Consider the following 16,599-nt stretch of genomic DNA (forward strand, 5'->3'; position numbering starts at 1 on the left):
GCAGGACGCACAACGAACATGTCCGATCCCCGAAACGGCCCGCCGCCGCTGCCCGGATCCGCGCCCGCGACGCCGCCGCCCTTGCCGGCGGCGTCGTTGGATGGGCCCGGTTCGCCGCAGGACGTCCCTCCCCTGCCCGGCAGCTTCCCGCTGGACACCTCGAAACTGCCACAGGCCATCCGCGATGAAGTGGAAGCGCCCGATCCTGTGGCCATCGATACTTCGGCCAGCGAGCTGAAGGACGGCCTCAACCGCTGCCCGAAGTGCGGCGCCACCGACATCCGGCCCAAGGCCGGTACCGATATCCTGGTCTGCCTGTACTGCCGTCACGAATGGCATGGCGCACGCGTCGAGGAGGAGTTCGGGCTGGGCGAGGCCATCGACCAGCTGCGCGGCACCGTCATCGCCTCCGGCGCACGCGACATCGATGCCGACACCTCGGCGTTGATGACCTTCAAGTGCACGGGCTGTGGCGCAGAAGTCACGGTCAACACCGAAAGCACGATGACGGCGCGCTGCCACTGGTGCCGCCACGTCTTCGGCGTCAACGAGCAGATTGCCAATGGCGCGGTACCCGATGCGGTGCTGCCCTTCCACATCAAGAAGGACGATGCGGTCGCGCGCATCCGCCAGTTCGTCGACAAGCGCCGGATGTTCGCGCTGAAGGCGTTCAAGAACCAGTTCACCCCTGAAAACGTGGTGGGCGTGTTCCTGCCCTACATGATCGTCGACAGCAATGTCAGCGCTGCGGTGGCCGGCAAAGGCGAGATCAAGACCCGTGAGTACACGGTCGGCAGCGAGAAGAACAAGCGCACCCTCTACGACGCCGATGTCTATCAGGTCGAACGCCAGGTCGATTTCACCGTCGACGATCTTCCGCTGGAATCCTCGGCCGAGCGCGGCAACCTGGATACCCGCGCCAACACCAACAACATCATCAACACCATCCTGCCGTTCGATACCAAGAACGCGGTGAAATGGAACGCCTCCTACCTGGCCGGCTTCACTTCGGAGAAGCGCAACCTGGATGTGGAAAAGCTGCGGCCGCGGCTGGAAGACCAGCTGCTGTCGATTGCCCGCGCACAGGTGGAAGGCTCGGTGAAGCGCTACAACCGCGGCGTGCGCTGGGAGCAGGAACAGCTGGAGGTGCATGGCACCCGCTGGGTGTCGATGTACCTGCCGGTCTGGCTGTACTCGTACCATCAGCCTGGCAAGAACGGCGGCATGCTGCACTACATCGCGGTGAACGGCCGTACCGGCGAAACCATGGGCAGCGTACCCGTGCAGCAATGGAAGATGCTGCTGGCGGCCCTTGCCACCGGCACCGTCATTGAAGCCCTCGCAATTGCCTTCCTGGTGGCATCGACATGAGCGACGACAGTGGCCTCTGGCTGTTGGCGGCAGGTCCGGCCGGCGCAACCGCGCTGTACTGGGCGTTGTACCGCTATTACCGCAACACCGACAAATCGCATTCCTTCGAGCACGAGACCGAAATCGAGGCGCAGCCCGTGACCGGTTCAGACCAGCAGGTGGGCCGGGTCACCGGCACCGAGGAAAAGCGCATACGCGGTGACAACGTGTACGAGTACCGGAAACGGGTGGCAAGGGTGAAACCCGATCAGTAGAGCCAGGCCATGCCTGGCTGATCGACAACGCCGCAACGACGACGGTGAACAGCTTCAGCCGGGCAGATGTGTACGCGCCTGCGACTGTGGCCTGCTTCGCAGATCAGCTCTTTTTGCCATGCGTATACTACCGCCGCTTCCACCCCGGCCATCGTTGCACCTGCCGGTGGAAGCGGCGGGGCTGGATGTCCCCGTCGGGCCGGCCGCCACGCTGCCGCCGGCCCTGCCAGTGATTTGTAACCCAACGCGGTTCAACCAATCACCAGGGGGAAGGCTATGCGCTACACACGTCGTGATTTTCTTGCCACCACCACCAGCGCTTCATTGGCGTCACTGGTGGCGCCCGGAGCCTGGGCCAGCGGCGCCGCACCGGCCGGAAAGGCCGCGCAGGCGCGCTACCACCGCTACAACGTCACCAGCCCCGAAGGCCAGCGCATGCTGGCCAGCTACGCGCGTGGCATCAAGGCCATGTTGGCACTGCCGGCCGACGATCCACGCAACTGGTTCCGCAACGCCTTCGTGCATCTGATGGACTGCCCGCACGGCAACTGGTGGTTTTATGTCTGGCACCGGGGCTATGTCGGCTACTTCGAACAGACCATCCGTACGCTCAGCGGTGATCCGCAGTTCGCCATGCCCTACTGGGACTGGACCGAGCTGCCACGGATTCCCCCGGCGATGTTCGACGGCGCATTGACGCCCACTGACAGCGCCTATGCGCCGTATACCCGCAACCTGGCGGTCTTCACCCGGTTCATGCGCCCGGCGTTGCAGCGCTACTGGGACACGCTGGATGCAGGCCAACGCGGCCAGCTCAAGTTCCGCGGCTACCTCACTGCAGACGATGTCTGGAACGATGTAACCGGCTACAGCGTCGCGGAAAAGACCGGCATCTCGGGCAATGCGGCCTATGCGATCACCTGCGGCGCCCGCTACCTCTGGCGCGAGAATCCCGGCTTCGATGCAAAGACCGCTTCGGCCGTGTCTCCCGACACCATCCACGCGGGGCTGTCGCCGGTCGAGTTCTACAACGACGATGTCAGCCGCAGCTTCACCAGCTCGCGTACGGCCTCGCACGTGGTGCAGCCTGACGGCGCCACGAAATTCTCGGTACTGGAAGGATTCCCGCACAACAAGGTGCACAACTGCATCGGTGGCGTCGGCGCGGTCGATCCCGGCCCCTACGGCAACATGACCAACTTCCTGTCACCACTGGATCCGGTCTTCTACCTGCACCACGCCAACATGGACCGCCTGTGGGATGTCTGGAACCAGCTGCAGCATTCCCGTGGCAAGCCGATCATGCCCATCAACGTCGACCAGCGGCGTCAGTTCATGAACGAACCGTTCCGGTTCTTCGTCGATGCACAGGGCAAGCCCGTTGGCGAGCGTCCGGCCAGTGCGTTCTTCTCCACCACGGCCTTCGACTACGACTACGTCTACGCGCGCCGCAACGACATGCTGGAGGCGGTCACGCTGCCAGCAGCTGCCGGCGCGGTGCGGCTGGTGCGCGGCACACGCTCCGATGGCGCCGTCCGCGTGGCTGTCCCCAATGAGGCGGTGCGCGCGCACCTGACCACATCGGGCCCGCGCCAGTTGATTGCCGAAGTGACCCTGGAGCGACCACGCGGTTTGAACAATACGCGCGAGTTCGACGTGCTGATCAACGCACCGGCGGGCACCGCCTCCGTGGCGGCCGACAGTCCGTACTACGCCGGCACCGTATCGTTCTTCGGGCCGACCATGGCCGGGATGGATCACAGCCACCCAACCACGTTCGCGGTGCCGCTGCCGCAGAAACTGGGGGCCCTGCAGGCGCTGAATGCCGCCGATGGGGGAACGACCACGCTGGAGATCCGCCTGGTCGCATCGTCCGGCCAGGCACCGCAGACATTCCCGGTACTGGATGCCGCCATCCTGGTAGCACCGCAGCAGCCGTGATGACGCACGGCAGGTGCCGGGCTGTCCGGCACCTGCCTTCAGCCTGGCAGTCTTCAGCCGGCCTGCCCCAGCCGCACCTTCAACTGCTGGATCTCCTGCTCGCTCACTCCGATCGACTTCAGGTACCCTTCCGCACCACCATACTGGCTGTGCAACGCCGCCAGGAACTGCTCCATGTTGTCCGGTGCGGTACCGGCCATACCGGCCATCTTGCGGGCGATCTCGGGGTTCTGCTTGACCAGCGCCATGATCTGCGCGTTCATCGCGCTGTCCTTCGGCTGCCCTTCCAGGTAGTGCGCGGAGATCGCGTAGTTGTGCACGATCTCGGCCTTCGGCACGCCCGCCAGGTCCAGCAGCAGGCCAGCGATGATGCCGGTGCGGTCCTTGCCGGCCGTGCAATGGAACAGCACGGCACCGTCCTGCTGCGCGGCGATGCGCTGGAACACCTGCTTGAACTGCGGCTGGCTGTGGCCCAGCCACTGCACATAGGCTTCGCCCAGCGAATCCGGGAAACTGGTCATCATCTTCTGCAGGTCCATCTTCTCGGTGCCCATCAGCGAAATGCGCTGGTAGGCAAAGCGATCATCCCTGGCCAGCAGGTCCGGCGACTGCGCCTCTTCATCGGCGGTACGCAGGTCGATATCCAGCTTCACGCCGGCAGCGGCCAGGGCATCACGGTCGGCATCGGTGAGGCGGCCGAGGTCGGCGGTGCGCACGAACGCATCGGCCGGAATCGGACCGTGGCGGCCCTGCAGGCCGGCGAAGGTACGCACGTTCCAGGCGCCCTGCAGAGGGATCACGCGCTGCGCATCGGCAGCGACGGGCTTCACGTTCGCAACGGCCATCGGCTTCGCGGCGGCGACCTGCGGCGCATCAGCGGCAGCAGCCGTCGCAGCCATCGGCAGGCTGAGCATCAGGGCCAGGACAAGTTCGGTAGAGCGGTGCTTCATGGAATTCTCCGTTCGAATCAGAAGTTGACGGCCATTTCCAGGCCGAAGGTACGCGGGTCGTTGAAGATGCCGCTCTGGCCCAGCGCCGCGCTGTTGATCTTGTAGAACAGGTGCTGCTCATCGAGCAGGTTGCGTGCCCACAACGAGAACGACATGGTGGTGCCAGTGCTGTTGACCGGCACATCCACCAGCGCCACCCGTGCGTTCACCACGAACGAGCTGTCGGTCAGCATCTGGTCGTACTCGCTGGTGTAGTAGCCATCGGACCAGTTGCCGTCCACATGGAACTTCAGTGCCGAGAAGTTCGCGAACGGCACCAGGTAGTCGACCGACAGGCTGCCGGCGTTCTTCGGCGCCAGCAGCGGCTGGACCGTTACCTGCACCCCTGCACCGAACGGGTCCGTCGCGGTCTGCGCGTCGATCTTCGTATAGGCGTAGTTGAGGCCGAGGGTGAGGTTGTCCACCGGCATCACGTTGAACTCCAGCTCTGCGCCGCGCGACTTGCCATCGCTCAGTGCATTGGTGGTGACCATGGTGGTGCGGGTTTCGCCGCTGTTCGGGTCGAACGGCAGCGAGAAGTCCATCTGCTTGTGCGCGATGGTCGAATCGAACACCGCCAGGTTCAGGCGCGCGCGGTTGTCCCAGAACTGCGATTTGAAGCCCAGCTCATAGGCCGTCACTTCTTCAGGACCGAACGCGCTGTAGTTGGTCGAGCGCGAGTTGGCACCGCCGGCCTTGAAGCCGGTGCTGTACTTGGCATAGACCATCGCGTGCTCGCCGAGGTCGTAGGCGATATTGACCATCGGGTCGAAACGGCTCCAGCGATCCTTGAACGCAAGGTTGGTCCCCGCACCATTGACGATGTACAGGCTGCCCTTCTTGTCATCGCGGGTATAGCGGCCACCCGCTGTCAGGTGCAGCCGCTGCATCGCTTCCGGGGTCCACGTGGCCTGGCCGAAGACGCCCAGGCTGTCGGTCCAGGCCTTGCTGGCGCGATCGATGCGTACCCGCGAGAGATCCAGCGGGTTGGTCGCCGGATTCACGGTGTAGCTGTTGCCACCCGGCCCCCAGACCAGCATGTTCGGGGTCTGCGCATTGTCACCAGCGGTCTCGTGGTAATAGAACGCACCGCCCAGGAACTGCACCTGCGAGGTGTTGCCGATCAGCTGGAATTCCTGGCTGTACTGGTGCTGGTAGACCTGGGCCAGGCTGTAACGCCCGAAGGGTGTGCCTGCGCCACCATAGGCCGAAATCGCATCGACCAGCCCCATGTCGAACTGCCCCTGGGTGAGTTCACGGTAGGAACTGATCGACTTCAACTCCAGGTTGTCGTTCAGCGTCCACGACAGGTTCAACAGATGGCCACCGGTCCGCCCGATGTTGTCTTCCTGCGGCCCGCCCAGGATGGTGCTGTCGCGCCGATCCTGGCTGGCGCCGGCCTTCTGCAGGGGGCTGAGGTAGGCGCCCGGCACCAGCACCTGGGTGTGATATGGCGTGGTGGCATCATAGGAGCGATCGAACGCGTACAACAAAGAGAAGTCATCGCTCGGCTGCCACAGCGCACTCAGGCGGGCGCCGCGCTTGTCGTAACTGTTGAAGTCGCGCTCGCCGCGCATCGGATTGTCGGTGGTGCCGCCACGCTTGGCCTGCACGGCGTCGATCTTGAAGCTGACATCGCCCACCTTGGGCAGATCCAGGTGCAGCGCACTGTTGTAGCCGCTGAAGTTGGACACGCCCGCGCTGACGTTGCCGCCAAACTCGCCGGTCGGCGCCTTGGTGACGATGCTCACCGCGCCGCCTTCGGTATTGCGGCCGAACAGCGTGCCCTGCGGCCCCTTCAGCACTTCGATGCGCTCCACGTCGTAGAGCATGCTGCCCAGGCTCTGCGCGCGGCCCATGAACACCCCGTCGACGTAGATGCCGACGCCGGCATCGCGGGCCGGTTGGTTGGCGTCGCCGGAGGCACCGATGCCACGGATGCCGATGTTCAGCGCAGAACTACGGGTAGCGAACGGCGTGACCCGCAGTGATGGGATGGAGCCATCGGACAAGTTGCCCAGCGAAATCGCGCTGCGGTCCTTCAGCGCTTCGGCATCGACCACCGATACCGAGATCGGGGTCTCCTGCAGGTTGGTGGCGCGTTTCTGCGCAGTCACCATCACCTGGTCAAGGGCGACCACGGTGCGCGCGGCATCGGCGGATGCCTCGGCGTCGGCGCTGGGACTGTCTTCGGCATGGGCCAGCGCCGGCAGTGCGGCGGCAATGGCGAGGGTGAGCAGCGGGCGGTGCAGCAGGGCGTGGCGCATCGGACTCATTCGCGGAAGGAGAAGGCCGGCGCAGTCTGGGAGGCGGGAATTACAAATGAATGACCGTTCATTCACACCTTTTGTGACGTACTATCCCGCCTCTGGACGCCCCGACTTCATGTAATGACGCCGAAAACCGCCGTAGCTGCACCCGCTGACGCCCCTGCCGCCGCCCATGCCGAAGCCCAGCGCCGGCGCATCCTCGACGCCGCCCAGAAGTGCTTCATCACCCGTGGTTTCCATGCCGGTTCGATCGGAGATATCGCTGCCGAGGCCGAGATCAGTCAGGGGCTGATGTACCGCTATTTCGCCAACAAGCGCGCCCTGATCCTGGCCCTGATCGAGCGCCAGCTGCGCCACGACCAGGCCTCGATCAGCGAGATGCCGGTGGCGTCCGATCTGATTGATGGGCTGCTGGAGTGCTACCAGCAATGGGCACGCGGCGAGGTGCTGCCGATCCACGGCAATGCGATCGCCAGCGTGGCGCTGTATGCGGAAATCAACGCCGAGGCGCATCGCGATCCGGTGCTGGCGGGGGTGCTGCGCACCCATGACAAGCAGACCAGTGCCGCGATCCATGCCTGGCTGCGCCAGCGCGATGTCGATCAGGGCCGGATCGTGGACGAAGAGCAGATCGCCGGCCGCACCCTGCTGCTGCGGCTGCTGGTGGAAGGTCTGGCCATGCGCGCCGTGCGCGATCCCGACCTGCCGCCGGAACGGGTGCGGGCGCTGCTGGCCGATGCGATTGGTCGTGTGATGGCGGATTGAACGGTAGTGCCGGCCGCTGGCCGGCACCCCGGGCAAAAACGGTGGTATCAGATGAAGAAACGGGCGGGCAGAGCCTTATGCACGGCCTTCGCGCGCTCGCCGAAGTACCAGGTCGCCAGCGCGAGGAACCCGATGACGATCAGCAGCCCGTATCCAGGGCGTCCCCAGCTTGCGATCGGGCCTGCGCTTGCCGCTACGAAAAATTTGCCACCCGCAGCGAGCAGGAGGGTGTTGGAGATCCGCGCGACGCTGGCGCAGAGCAACAGACTGAGGAGGTCGTACCAGGGAAATTTGCGATTCATCGAAGTCTCTTCAGGTTACGGAGAATAGTCAACATCGCTTCGAACACGGTTGGCTACGAGGACTGACCCCAGCGTAGGGCCTGGCGTCTGCATTCCTGCCCCCTAACCGGCTTGATCGCAGCGGCAGTTGGGCGCCTGCCGGGCCCCGGCACATCGGACACCTGCACATCCCGGGGACATGCCCGTCCGGAAGATCGGGCATCCACCTGCCCTCCCCCTTGCCTTGATGTCTGCCCCCACCGGTTCCCGTCTGGTCATCTACGCCGCCCTCGCGGGCAACCTGGCCATTGCCATCGCAAAGTTCATTGCTGCCGGCATCTCCGGCAGCTCGGCCATGCTCAGTGAGGGCGTGCATTCGCTGGTCGACACGTTGAATGAACTCCTGCTGCTGTACGGTCTGCGCCGCGCCGGCAAGGCGCCAGACCCCGTGCATCCGTTCGGCTACGGCCGCGAGCTGTACTTCTGGAGCTTCATCGTCGCCCTGCTGGTGTTCGCCGCCGGCGCCGGTGTTTCGGCCTACGAGGGCATCCAGCACATCCGCCGGCCGGAGCCGGCTACCAACCACGCGTTGAGCTACAGCGTGCTGGGCATCTCCATCCTGTTCGAGGGGGCGTCATGGTGGGTCGCGCTACGGGAGTTCCGGCGTACCAAGGGCAAACTGGGCTACTTCGAAGCCTTCCGTCGCAGCAAGGACCCGTCCACCTTCACCGTGCTGCTGGAGGATAGCGCGGCCCTGCTGGGCCTGGGTTTCGCACTGATCGGGCTCGTGGCCGCCCAGATGCTGGACATGCCGGTGCTTGATGGTGTGGCGTCGCTGTGCATTGCTGGCGTGCTGGCCGCAACCGCCTTCCTTCTGGCCCGTGAGACCAAGGGTCTGCTGGTCGGGGAGCCGGCCCACCCGGCCGTAGCCGAGCGGATCATGGCGGTAGCCGAAACGGACCCGGACCTGCGCCGCGCAAATGGTGTGACCACCATGCAGATGGGCCCCGAACAGGTCGTGGCCATGCTCAGCGCCGAGTTCGAGGATGACCGGAAGACACCCCAGATCGAGGCGTGCATCACCCGCATCGAATCAGCCGTGAAGCGCGAGTATCCGGAACTGGTGGCACTGTTCATCAAGCCGCAGACACCCGAGGTCTATGCCTCCCGCCGCGCGGCACAGGCCGCTCCGCCTGCGCAGGAATGACACTGCGTCTGCGCCCGTTTCACCTGTTTGGTGCCACAGTGCCATCACCGTTTACCCGAGCCTGCCTCTACCGTGCCGGATTGGTTGCCCGCCGCTCTTCAGATCCTCCCCCGCAGCTTCTATCGGCGCCCGCCCGTCGAGGTTGCGCCCGAGCTGCTCAACAAACTCCTGGTCCGTGACGATGGCCGGGCCGGTCGCATCGTTGAAGTCGAAGCCTACGCGGGCAGTGTCGATCCGGCCGCACACTCCTATCGCGGGCAGACCCCGCGCACGGCCAGCATGTTCGGCGAGGCCGGCCACCTGTATGTCTACTTCACTTACGGCATGCACTGGGGCAGCAACGTTGTCTGCGGCGAAGTGGGTGAAGGCGTGGCGGTGCTGCTGCGGGCCATCGAGCCGCTGGCGGGCCTGGAGCACATGCGCGAACTGCGCCCCGCCGCGCGCCGCGACCACGATCTGGCCAGCGGGCCCGGCAAGCTCTCGCAGGCCTTCGGGCTGGACCGCAGCTTCGACGGCGCTGATCTGGTGACCGGCAACCACGGCATTGTCATCGCCAGCGATGGCGTGCCGCCGCCGGAGGATCCAGTGGTTGGGCCCCGCATCGGCATCACCCGCGCTGTTGATTTCCCCTGGCGTTGGCACATCCGTGATCACCGTCACGTATCGATCCAGCCACGTCGCGCTTCCGCCCCAGCGAGGAAACGATGATGACCCCGCTCGACAAACCATTGCGCCGCGAACTGCACATCGACGGCCAACCCTACACTCTCACCGTGGCGCCTGAGGGCCTCAAGCTGGTTGAGAAGGGGCGGCGCAAGGGCATCACACTGCGCTGGCAGGACCTGGTATCCGGAGACGCCGCTCTGGCCACCGCCTTGCAGGCATCGCTGCAACAGCACTGAGCCGGCGCGCCCACCTCACATCCGCATCACCCCGCCGTGGCGATACATAACGGCGCGTGCACTAGCTTAGCGCCAGACAGCCGCCGCAACCGCCCTCGCCACCCAGCCCTGAAAAGCGCCATGGACGAAGCCGAACGACTGCTCGAAATCGAACGACTGCACCTGTTGGATACGCCCCCGGAGCCGGTGTTCGATGCCATCGTCGCCGCCGCCCGCGCCGCCACCGGCATGTCCATGGCGTTGATCTCGGTGGTGGCCGACGAGCGCCAGTGGTTCAAGGCCAACATCGGGCTGGAAGGTGTCAGCGAAACCGCGCGCGAGATTTCATTCTGCACCCATGCCATACAGCAGGACACGCTGTTCGAGATTCCGGACGCGCGCCAGGACCCTCGCTTCTCCACCAATCCCCTGGTCACCGGCGGCCCGCGCATCCGCCACTACGCGGGCATCTCGCTGGGCTCGGCGCATGGCGCGCGCATAGGAACACTGTGCCTGCTCGACCCGATGCCCGGTGTGCTGTCGCCTTCGCAACGCGAACTGATGGTGCATCTGGCCCGGGTCACCACCCAGGTGCTTGAACAGCGCAGCACCTTGATGGCACAGGTCGGCCAGGCCAAGGCCCTGCATCGTGAGCTGAAGCGCAGCGAGGACTTCCTGGAGCGCACCAACCGCGCGGCCCGGGTGGGTGGCTGGGAAATGGACCTGGTCAGCAACGAGGTCCGCTGGACCCGCGAAACCAAGCAGATCCACGGCGTGCGCAGCAACTTTGAACCGACGCTCGACACCGCGCTCTCGTTCTATCGCGAGGACAGCCGAAACATCATCCGCACGGCGGTGCAGCGTTGCATCGATGAAGGCACGTCGTGGGAGGTGCAGCTGCCGATGACCACCGCCGACGGACGAGCCATCTGGACCCGCGTGGTTGGAGGCCGGCAGCAGGTCGATGGCCGGCCGCGGCTGGTCGGGGCCATACAGGACATCACCGAGGAGCGCGCCGCGCTGGATGCACTGGAAGCCAGCGAAACCCGCTACCGGCGGCTGTTCCACTACAGCCTTGGCCTGATCTGCACGCACACGCTGGAGGGCGTGCTGACCTCGGTGAACCCAGCGGCTGTGCAGTCACTGGGCTTCGATGAGAGCTACATGATCGGGCGCAGGTTGTGCGACCTGATGCCGCCGGAGAAGCGGGTCGCGTTCAAGGCGTATCTGGAACGCATCGCAGTCAACCACACCGATGCCGGCGTCATCGAGCTGATCGCCGCCGATGGTACCCGGCATTTCTGGGCGTATCACAACGTGCTCGACAACGAGGCCACCCCACCCTACGTGCTCGGCCATGCGCAGGACGTCACCGCACTGCGGATGCAGGAACAGCAGTTGCGCGAGATGTCCTTCAAGGATCCCCTCACCCAGAGCTACAACCGCCGCTTCCTGCCCCGCCTGGACGAACTGATCGACCAGCCTTGGGCCTGCCTGATGTTCGATCTGGATCATTTCAAGCAGATCAACGACACCCAGGGCCATGCACGGGGTGACACGGTGCTGGTCGAGTTCGCCGCCTTCCTGCGCGCTCCACTGGGGTCAATGGAAAGCGTAGTGCGTATGGGTGGCGACGAGTTCATGGTGGTGCTGACTGCACCGGAACCGGGACGGCTGGCCGCGCTGGAGCAGTGGTATGCGCAGCATGCCGGGCAGTCACCCACGCCCTTCTCGCTGGGCGCGACCCACCATGCACCCGGCGAGACGGTGGCCGACACCCTGCAGCGCGCCGACAGCCGCCTGTATCGCGAGCGTGCACGCGTGCGCACGCATCCGCGTCCCTGATCCTGAGGCTGCTCCTGTGGAGCCGAAGGCAACGGCCCCTGCCGTTCCCTTGGGCTCCACAGATACCCGCACCGGGCTTGCGCCTACTCCGCTGCCAACGCCTGGATCGGGTCCAGCTGCGCCGCGCTGCGCGCCGGGAAGTAGCCGAAGCCAAGCCCGATCGCAGACGAACATGCCAGCGCGGCGAGCACCGGCCCCGCCGTGAACAGGAACGGCACACCCAGCGACAGCAGGCTGGACAGCGCCCCCACGCCGAATGCGAACAGCACCCCCAGCACACCACCGAACAGGCAGATCAACACCGCTTCAATCAGGAACTGGCGCAGGATGTCGCCCTGCCGCGCGCCCACCGCCAGGCGCACGCCGATCTCGCGCACGCGCTCCTTCACCGACACCAGCATGATGTTCATCACCCCCACCCCGCCGACCACCAGCGCCACCGCGGCAATGGCGGAGACCAGGGCCGCCATGGTCTGGCTGGACTTCATCACCGCCTTGCGGATCTGATCGGCGTTGTAGATGAAGAAGTCACGCCGCCCATGCAGGCGTTGCAGTTCGGCAGCCAGCGAGGCTTCGGCGGCGGTGGTCGGTACGTTGTCGCGCACCCGTACTGTGATGCTCTCCAGGCGCTCGCTGCCCAGCAGCCGCGAGGCCGCCGAGGTATACGGCACGTAGACCGTCGGGGTTGCACCGCCAGCGAACGCATTGGCCCCGACCACACCGATCACCTCCACCGGCATGCCGCCCAGCAGCACCGTGCTGCCGATCGGGCTGCCGCTGAACAGCGCTTTGGCCGCCTTCTGGTCGACCACGCCCACGGCACGGTGCGCATCCACTTCGGCGTCGGTGAAGAAGCGGCCGGCCTTCAGCCGCAGCCCACGCACGCGGGGCATGTCGGCCCCCACGCCCAGCACCTGGGTGTTGGCACGCCGGTTGCCCTGCAGCGCTGCCACCGATCCGCTCAGGTTCGGGCTCACGCTGTCCACGTAACTCAACGCCGCAAGATGGTCCGCGTCGCCCACCACCAGTGTCTCGATCTCCGCCGAGCGCGGGTCACCGAAATCCGCGCCCGGGAAGATCTCCAGCGTACTGGCGCCCAGTTCGTTGATCTGTGATTCAACCTGCGCCTGTGCACCCTTGCCCAGCGCAACCACGGTCACCACGGCCGCTACGCCGATGATGATCCCGAGCATGGTCAGCAGCGTGCGCAGGCGATGGGCCAGCATCGAGCGCACGGCCATCCGCGCGGCTTCGCGAACCGCATCCATGCGTGCGCGGCGCTCGGTGACCGGCGACGCGCCGCGTTCGGTCCCGGGTGCTTCAACCACAGCACGCGATCCCCGCTCACCGCGGTCGGTCACCACCCGGCCGTCGGCGATCTCGATCACCCGCGCCGCGTTGGTGGCAATCGCCACATCGTGTGTCACCAGGATCACCGTGTGGCCCTGCGCATGCAGCCGCTTCAGCTCGGCCATCACCTGCTGGCCACTGGCGTGATCGAGCGCGCCGGTGGGTTCATCGGCCAGCACGATCGCGCCGCCGTTCATCAGCGAACGGGCAATGGACACGCGCTGCTGCTGGCCTCCGGACAGCTGGCTCGGCCGGTTCGCGGTGCGTTCGCCCAGCCCCAGTGTTTCCAGCAGCGTGCGTGCACGCGCAGTGCGCACGTCCGCCTCCACGCCGGCATAGACTGCCGGCAGCGCCACGTTCTCGGTGGCACTCAGGTTCTCCATCAGGTTGTAGCGCTGGAAGATGAAGCCGAAATGCTCGCGGCGCAGGCGTGCCAGCGCGTCCGGCGCCATCTGCTCGGTGGCCTCGCCGTTCACCCGATAGCTGCCCTCGGTCGGCCGGTCCAGGCAGCCAAGGATGTTCATCAGCGTGGACTTGCCCGAGCCCGAGGGGCCGATGATGGCGATGAACTCGCCGGCATCGATGCGCAGCGAAACGTCCTTCAGCACCACCACCTCGCCGGCGGCCGAGCGATAGGCGCGCGATACGCCATGCAGTTCCAGAAGTGCGTCGGCCATGCTCACATCCCCAGCAGGCTGGTCGGTTCGGATTCGCCGCCGCTGGGCGCCTGGCCGACCACCACGTTCTCGCCCTCGCGCAGGCCGGACAGGATCTGCACGGCGGTGGCGGTGCGCAGGCCGGTCGTCACCGCACGTTCCTGGGGGCGGCCCTTGGCATCGACCACGCGCACGGTTCCACGGCTGCCGTCCTTGCCATCCGAATCGGTCAGCGCCGTCAATGGTACCTGCAGCGCGTTGGCGACCCGCGCCAGCTGCAGGGTCACCTTCACCGTCATCGAGGGCTTCAGCTTCAGGCCGGGATTGGCCACGTCGAACAGGCCGGCGTAGTACACCGCCTTCGGCGTCTGCGCAGAGCCACCCGCATTGCCGGTGGCGACGTCGGCAATCGAGGAGGGCGCCGGTTCCAGCTGCTGCAGGTGGGATTCATAGCGGCGGCCGCTTGGCCCCAGTGTCGAGAACCACAACGGTTGCCCCGGTGCCACCAGCTCGACGTCGGCCTCGGCGATCTCGGCGCGCACGGTCATCGTATCCATCTGCGCCAGCATCACGATGGTCGGCGTGGTCTGCATCGAGTTCAACGTCTGCCCGGCCTTGGTGACGATGGCCACGATGTAACCGTCGCTGGGCGAAACAATGCGGGTATAGCCCAGGTTGATCCGTGCGGTCTCGACCTGGGTCACGGCCTGGTCGATCTGCGCCTGCAGCGCGGCCACCTCTGAGCGTGCCGCATCGCGCGCCACGCGTGCGGCTTCGAAACCTTCCTGTGACACCAGGCGCGACGCCACCAGCTGCGACTGCCGCTGGTAAGCACGGCTGGCCTGCGCATAGCGGGCCTGGCTGGCGGCATGCTGGGCGCGCAGCGTGTTGGTGGCCGCCTCGGCACTGCGCAGCGCGATACGCTGCGGCTGCGAATCGACCTCGGCGATCAGGTCACCGGCCTGTACGCGCTGGCCCAGCACTACATGCAGGCGCTTCACCTGGCCGGACACCTGCGCACCCACCGCTACCAGCTCCTTGGGATGGACCCGGCCGACCGCCTGTACGGTCTTCTCCAGATCCGCCACCCTTGCCGGTGCGGTGATCAGCGCGGCATCATCGCCGCCGGCAAACGCCCACCATCCAGCGCCGGCGGCCAATGTGGCCACCGTAGCGGCAATGATCCAGGTCCTGCGGTTGCTCATCGAAACGCCCGGCTGCGTGCAGTCGCCCAGTGCGACCGCCGAAACCGCAGTCTGGAAGCCGCGGATGGACGTTTCTTGGAGCCACTGTGGAGATTGCATGGAGGCGCGGCAGCCGTTCAGGCAACAGCCCCGCGCCTGAATGCTGCGGCCTGCGTCCACGCAATCTCGACACAATCTCGACCGAGTCTCCATCAACGGTCGCTAGCCTCGTCGGCCTCGCCGACTGCCCGCCTGCTGTGTCCCTTTCCCATCCAGACCTGCCACCCATCGATGTGCGCCGTGCCTACCTGGCGTGGTGTGCGCCTTCGCCGTGGTTGATCGCCGTCGTGTTGGCATCGACCACCTGCTGGATGCTGGCCGCGCCGGATCCGTTACCCCCGCTGCTGGCGGGCTTCGGGGCGGCCGCCCTGGTGGGGTTCCGCAGCGATGGGCCCGGTGGCACTGGCCGTTCCGGCGCACTCGCGTCGCTGGCGCTGATTGGTCTGGCGGTCTGGGCGGCAACGCACCCGGTCGCCGACGCCACCCTGCATCTGCTGCTCGCCCTAGCCACTCTCGTGGTCGTCGCCCTGCTGGCACTGCGCCTGCGCGCCATCCTGGGCATGGCCTTGCGGCTGCAGGCCCGGGTAGATGCCACTCCCATGGCATCGCGCTGGAGCAAGCTGCCGGCGGCGGTGTCCACCCTGGTGTCCACCCTGATGCTGCAGCAGCTGCGCGGCGCAGGTGCAGTGGAACCGAGTCTGCGGCGCACGCTGGTGCTGGCCACCCTGGCCTGGGCTGCCAACGAAGAGGCGCAGGACATGCAGTGCCGACGATGACCCTGCCCCAGATCCCGCCCTTGCCCACCCTTGCCCCGAATCCGCATCACGCAATGAACGATCTCCGTACCCGACAGGCACCCTTGGTGCTGATTGCCGAAGATGAGGGCGAAATCGCCGACATCCTCAGTGCCTACCTGGCCCGTTCCGGCCTGCGCAGCGCCCGCGCCGCCGACGGTGAGGCGGCACTCGCCAGCCACCGCCAACTGCGTCCGGACCTGGTGCTGCTGGATGTGCAGATGCCAAAACTGGATGGCTGGCAGGTGCTGAGCGAACTGCGACGGATCGGCAACACCCCGGTCATCATGCTCACTGCGCTCGACCAGGACGTGGACAAGCTGACCGGCCTGCGCGTGGGCGCCGACGACTACGTGGCCAAGCCGTTCAATCCGGCCGAGATCGTCGCCCGCATCCAGGCCGTGCTGCGCCGGAGTTCCCGGCCCCTGGTCGAAGCGCCCAACGGGCTGATCCGCCAAGGGCCCTTCGAGATCGACCTGCGCAGCCACGAGGTGACCGTGCGCCATGGCGAGCAGGTGCACGAGCTGAACTTCACCCTCACCGAGTTCCGGCTGCTGGTGCATATGGCACGCGCGCCGCGGCAGGTGCATGCGCGGGTGGATCTGCTGCATGCCTGCCTGCCCGAAGGCGATGCGCAGGAACGCACAGTCGACAGCCATGTCAGCAAACTGCGGCGCAAGCTGGAGGATGTCGGCGTCATCGGCATTCCCGCCACCATCCGTGGCGTCGGCTACCGCTTCCTGGACTGAAT

General features: G+C 66.1%; 15 protein-coding genes. 10 read left to right on the top strand and 5 right to left on the bottom strand.

What is annotated here, in order from left to right; all coding sequences use genetic code 11:
• Window positions 1-18 precede the first annotated feature (18 nt).
• The 3 genes from AC5O77_RS01620 (at window position 19) to AC5O77_RS01630 (ending at window position 3,566) form a co-directional block, all read left to right on the top strand.
• Entirely contained in the window at window positions 19-1,371 is a 1,353-nt protein-coding gene (locus AC5O77_RS01620; RefSeq protein WP_478057420.1) for a TFIIB-type zinc ribbon-containing protein, read from the top strand.
• Window positions 1,368-1,625, top strand: coding sequence for a hypothetical protein (locus AC5O77_RS01625; RefSeq protein ID WP_032127215.1), 258 nt, complete (start codon window positions 1,368-1,370; stop codon window positions 1,623-1,625). The genes AC5O77_RS01620 and AC5O77_RS01625 overlap by 4 nt, the downstream gene beginning before the upstream one ends.
• Window positions 1,626-1,901: 276 nt before the next feature.
• Entirely contained in the window at window positions 1,902-3,566 is a 1,665-nt protein-coding gene (locus AC5O77_RS01630; RefSeq protein WP_478057421.1) for a tyrosinase family protein, read from the top strand.
• A gap of 53 nt (window positions 3,567-3,619) precedes the next feature.
• Here the strand turns inward: AC5O77_RS01630 and AC5O77_RS01635 are convergent, their stop codons facing one another.
• Window positions 3,620-4,516: a tyrosine-protein phosphatase gene (locus AC5O77_RS01635; RefSeq protein WP_478057422.1), complete on the bottom strand. Its 897-nt coding sequence runs from the start codon at window positions 4,514-4,516 to the stop codon at window positions 3,620-3,622.
• Between the two features lie 17 nt (window positions 4,517-4,533).
• Window positions 4,534-6,822, bottom strand: coding sequence for a TonB-dependent receptor (locus AC5O77_RS01640; RefSeq protein WP_478057423.1), 2,289 nt, complete (start codon window positions 6,820-6,822; stop codon window positions 4,534-4,536).
• Between the two features lie 123 nt (window positions 6,823-6,945).
• Here AC5O77_RS01640 and AC5O77_RS01645 point away from each other — a divergent pair, with 123 nt between their 5' ends.
• The gene (locus AC5O77_RS01645; protein WP_478057424.1) at window positions 6,946-7,590 is read left to right on the top strand and encodes a TetR/AcrR family transcriptional regulator; all 645 of its coding nucleotides are present in this window, start codon (window positions 6,946-6,948) and stop codon (window positions 7,588-7,590) included.
• Between the two features lie 47 nt (window positions 7,591-7,637).
• Here the strand turns inward: AC5O77_RS01645 and AC5O77_RS01650 are convergent, their stop codons facing one another.
• A complete protein-coding gene (locus tag AC5O77_RS01650) occupies window positions 7,638-7,892 on the bottom strand; it encodes a hypothetical protein (RefSeq protein ID WP_478057425.1) in 255 nt (84 codons plus the stop codon).
• Window positions 7,893-8,118: 226 nt separating this feature from the next.
• Here AC5O77_RS01650 and AC5O77_RS01655 point away from each other — a divergent pair, with 226 nt between their 5' ends.
• The 4 genes from AC5O77_RS01655 (at window position 8,119) to AC5O77_RS01670 (ending at window position 11,804) form a co-directional block, all read left to right on the top strand.
• The gene (locus AC5O77_RS01655; RefSeq protein ID WP_478057426.1) at window positions 8,119-9,078 is read left to right on the top strand and encodes a cation diffusion facilitator family transporter; all 960 of its coding nucleotides are present in this window, start codon (window positions 8,119-8,121) and stop codon (window positions 9,076-9,078) included.
• Between the two features lie 72 nt (window positions 9,079-9,150).
• Window positions 9,151-9,786, top strand: coding sequence for a DNA-3-methyladenine glycosylase (locus AC5O77_RS01660; RefSeq protein ID WP_478057427.1), 636 nt, complete (start codon window positions 9,151-9,153; stop codon window positions 9,784-9,786).
• Window positions 9,786-9,980: a hypothetical protein gene (locus tag AC5O77_RS01665; RefSeq protein ID WP_005413550.1), complete on the top strand. Its 195-nt coding sequence runs from the start codon at window positions 9,786-9,788 to the stop codon at window positions 9,978-9,980. The genes AC5O77_RS01660 and AC5O77_RS01665 overlap by 1 nt, the downstream gene beginning before the upstream one ends.
• A 120-nt stretch (window positions 9,981-10,100) precedes the next feature.
• Window positions 10,101-11,804, top strand: a complete 1,704-nt coding sequence (locus tag AC5O77_RS01670) for a sensor domain-containing diguanylate cyclase (RefSeq protein WP_478057428.1) — start codon at window positions 10,101-10,103, stop codon at window positions 11,802-11,804.
• Window positions 11,805-11,887: 83 nt separating this feature from the next.
• Here the strand turns inward: AC5O77_RS01670 and AC5O77_RS01675 are convergent, their stop codons facing one another.
• Entirely contained in the window at window positions 11,888-13,831 is a 1,944-nt protein-coding gene (locus AC5O77_RS01675) for a MacB family efflux pump subunit (RefSeq protein ID WP_478057429.1), read from the bottom strand.
• A 2-nt stretch (window positions 13,832-13,833) separates the two neighbouring features.
• Window positions 13,834-15,015: an efflux RND transporter periplasmic adaptor subunit gene (locus AC5O77_RS01680; RefSeq protein ID WP_478057430.1), complete on the bottom strand. Its 1,182-nt coding sequence runs from the start codon at window positions 15,013-15,015 to the stop codon at window positions 13,834-13,836.
• 236 nt (window positions 15,016-15,251) lie between these two features.
• Between AC5O77_RS01680 and AC5O77_RS01685 the strand changes: the two genes are divergently transcribed.
• Together AC5O77_RS01685 and AC5O77_RS01690 are read left to right on the top strand one after the other, a co-directional pair.
• Window positions 15,252-15,830, top strand: coding sequence for a hypothetical protein (locus AC5O77_RS01685; RefSeq protein WP_478057431.1), 579 nt, complete (start codon window positions 15,252-15,254; stop codon window positions 15,828-15,830).
• Window positions 15,827-16,597, top strand: coding sequence for a response regulator (locus AC5O77_RS01690; RefSeq protein WP_478057432.1), 771 nt, complete (start codon window positions 15,827-15,829; stop codon window positions 16,595-16,597). Before AC5O77_RS01685 ends, AC5O77_RS01690 begins: the two co-directional genes overlap by 4 nt.
• Window positions 16,598-16,599: the final 2 nt, after the last annotated feature.

Source organism: Stenotrophomonas sp. INTA L402-1 (assembly GCF_059295135.1).

Coding starts and splice junctions, on each gene's coding strand:
- AC5O77_RS01620 (WP_478057420.1), top strand. CDS start 19: ATGTCCGATCCCCGAAACGGCCCGCCGCCGCTGCCCGGATCCGCGCCC.
- AC5O77_RS01625 (WP_032127215.1), top strand. CDS start 1,368: ATGAGCGACGACAGTGGCCTCTGGCTGTTGGCGGCAGGTCCGGCCGGC.
- AC5O77_RS01630 (WP_478057421.1), top strand. CDS start 1,902: ATGCGCTACACACGTCGTGATTTTCTTGCCACCACCACCAGCGCTTCA.
- AC5O77_RS01635 (WP_478057422.1), bottom strand. CDS start 4,516: ATGAAGCACCGCTCTACCGAACTTGTCCTGGCCCTGATGCTCAGCCTG.
- AC5O77_RS01640 (WP_478057423.1), bottom strand. CDS start 6,822: ATGCGCCACGCCCTGCTGCACCGCCCGCTGCTCACCCTCGCCATTGCC.
- AC5O77_RS01645 (WP_478057424.1), top strand. CDS start 6,946: ATGACGCCGAAAACCGCCGTAGCTGCACCCGCTGACGCCCCTGCCGCC.
- AC5O77_RS01650 (WP_478057425.1), bottom strand. CDS start 7,892: ATGAATCGCAAATTTCCCTGGTACGACCTCCTCAGTCTGTTGCTCTGC.
- AC5O77_RS01655 (WP_478057426.1), top strand. CDS start 8,119: ATGTCTGCCCCCACCGGTTCCCGTCTGGTCATCTACGCCGCCCTCGCG.
- AC5O77_RS01665 (WP_005413550.1), top strand. CDS start 9,786: ATGACCCCGCTCGACAAACCATTGCGCCGCGAACTGCACATCGACGGC.
- AC5O77_RS01670 (WP_478057428.1), top strand. CDS start 10,101: ATGGACGAAGCCGAACGACTGCTCGAAATCGAACGACTGCACCTGTTG.
- AC5O77_RS01675 (WP_478057429.1), bottom strand. CDS start 13,831: ATGGCCGACGCACTTCTGGAACTGCATGGCGTATCGCGCGCCTATCGC.
- AC5O77_RS01680 (WP_478057430.1), bottom strand. CDS start 15,015: ATGAGCAACCGCAGGACCTGGATCATTGCCGCTACGGTGGCCACATTG.
- AC5O77_RS01690 (WP_478057432.1), top strand. CDS start 15,827: ATGACCCTGCCCCAGATCCCGCCCTTGCCCACCCTTGCCCCGAATCCG.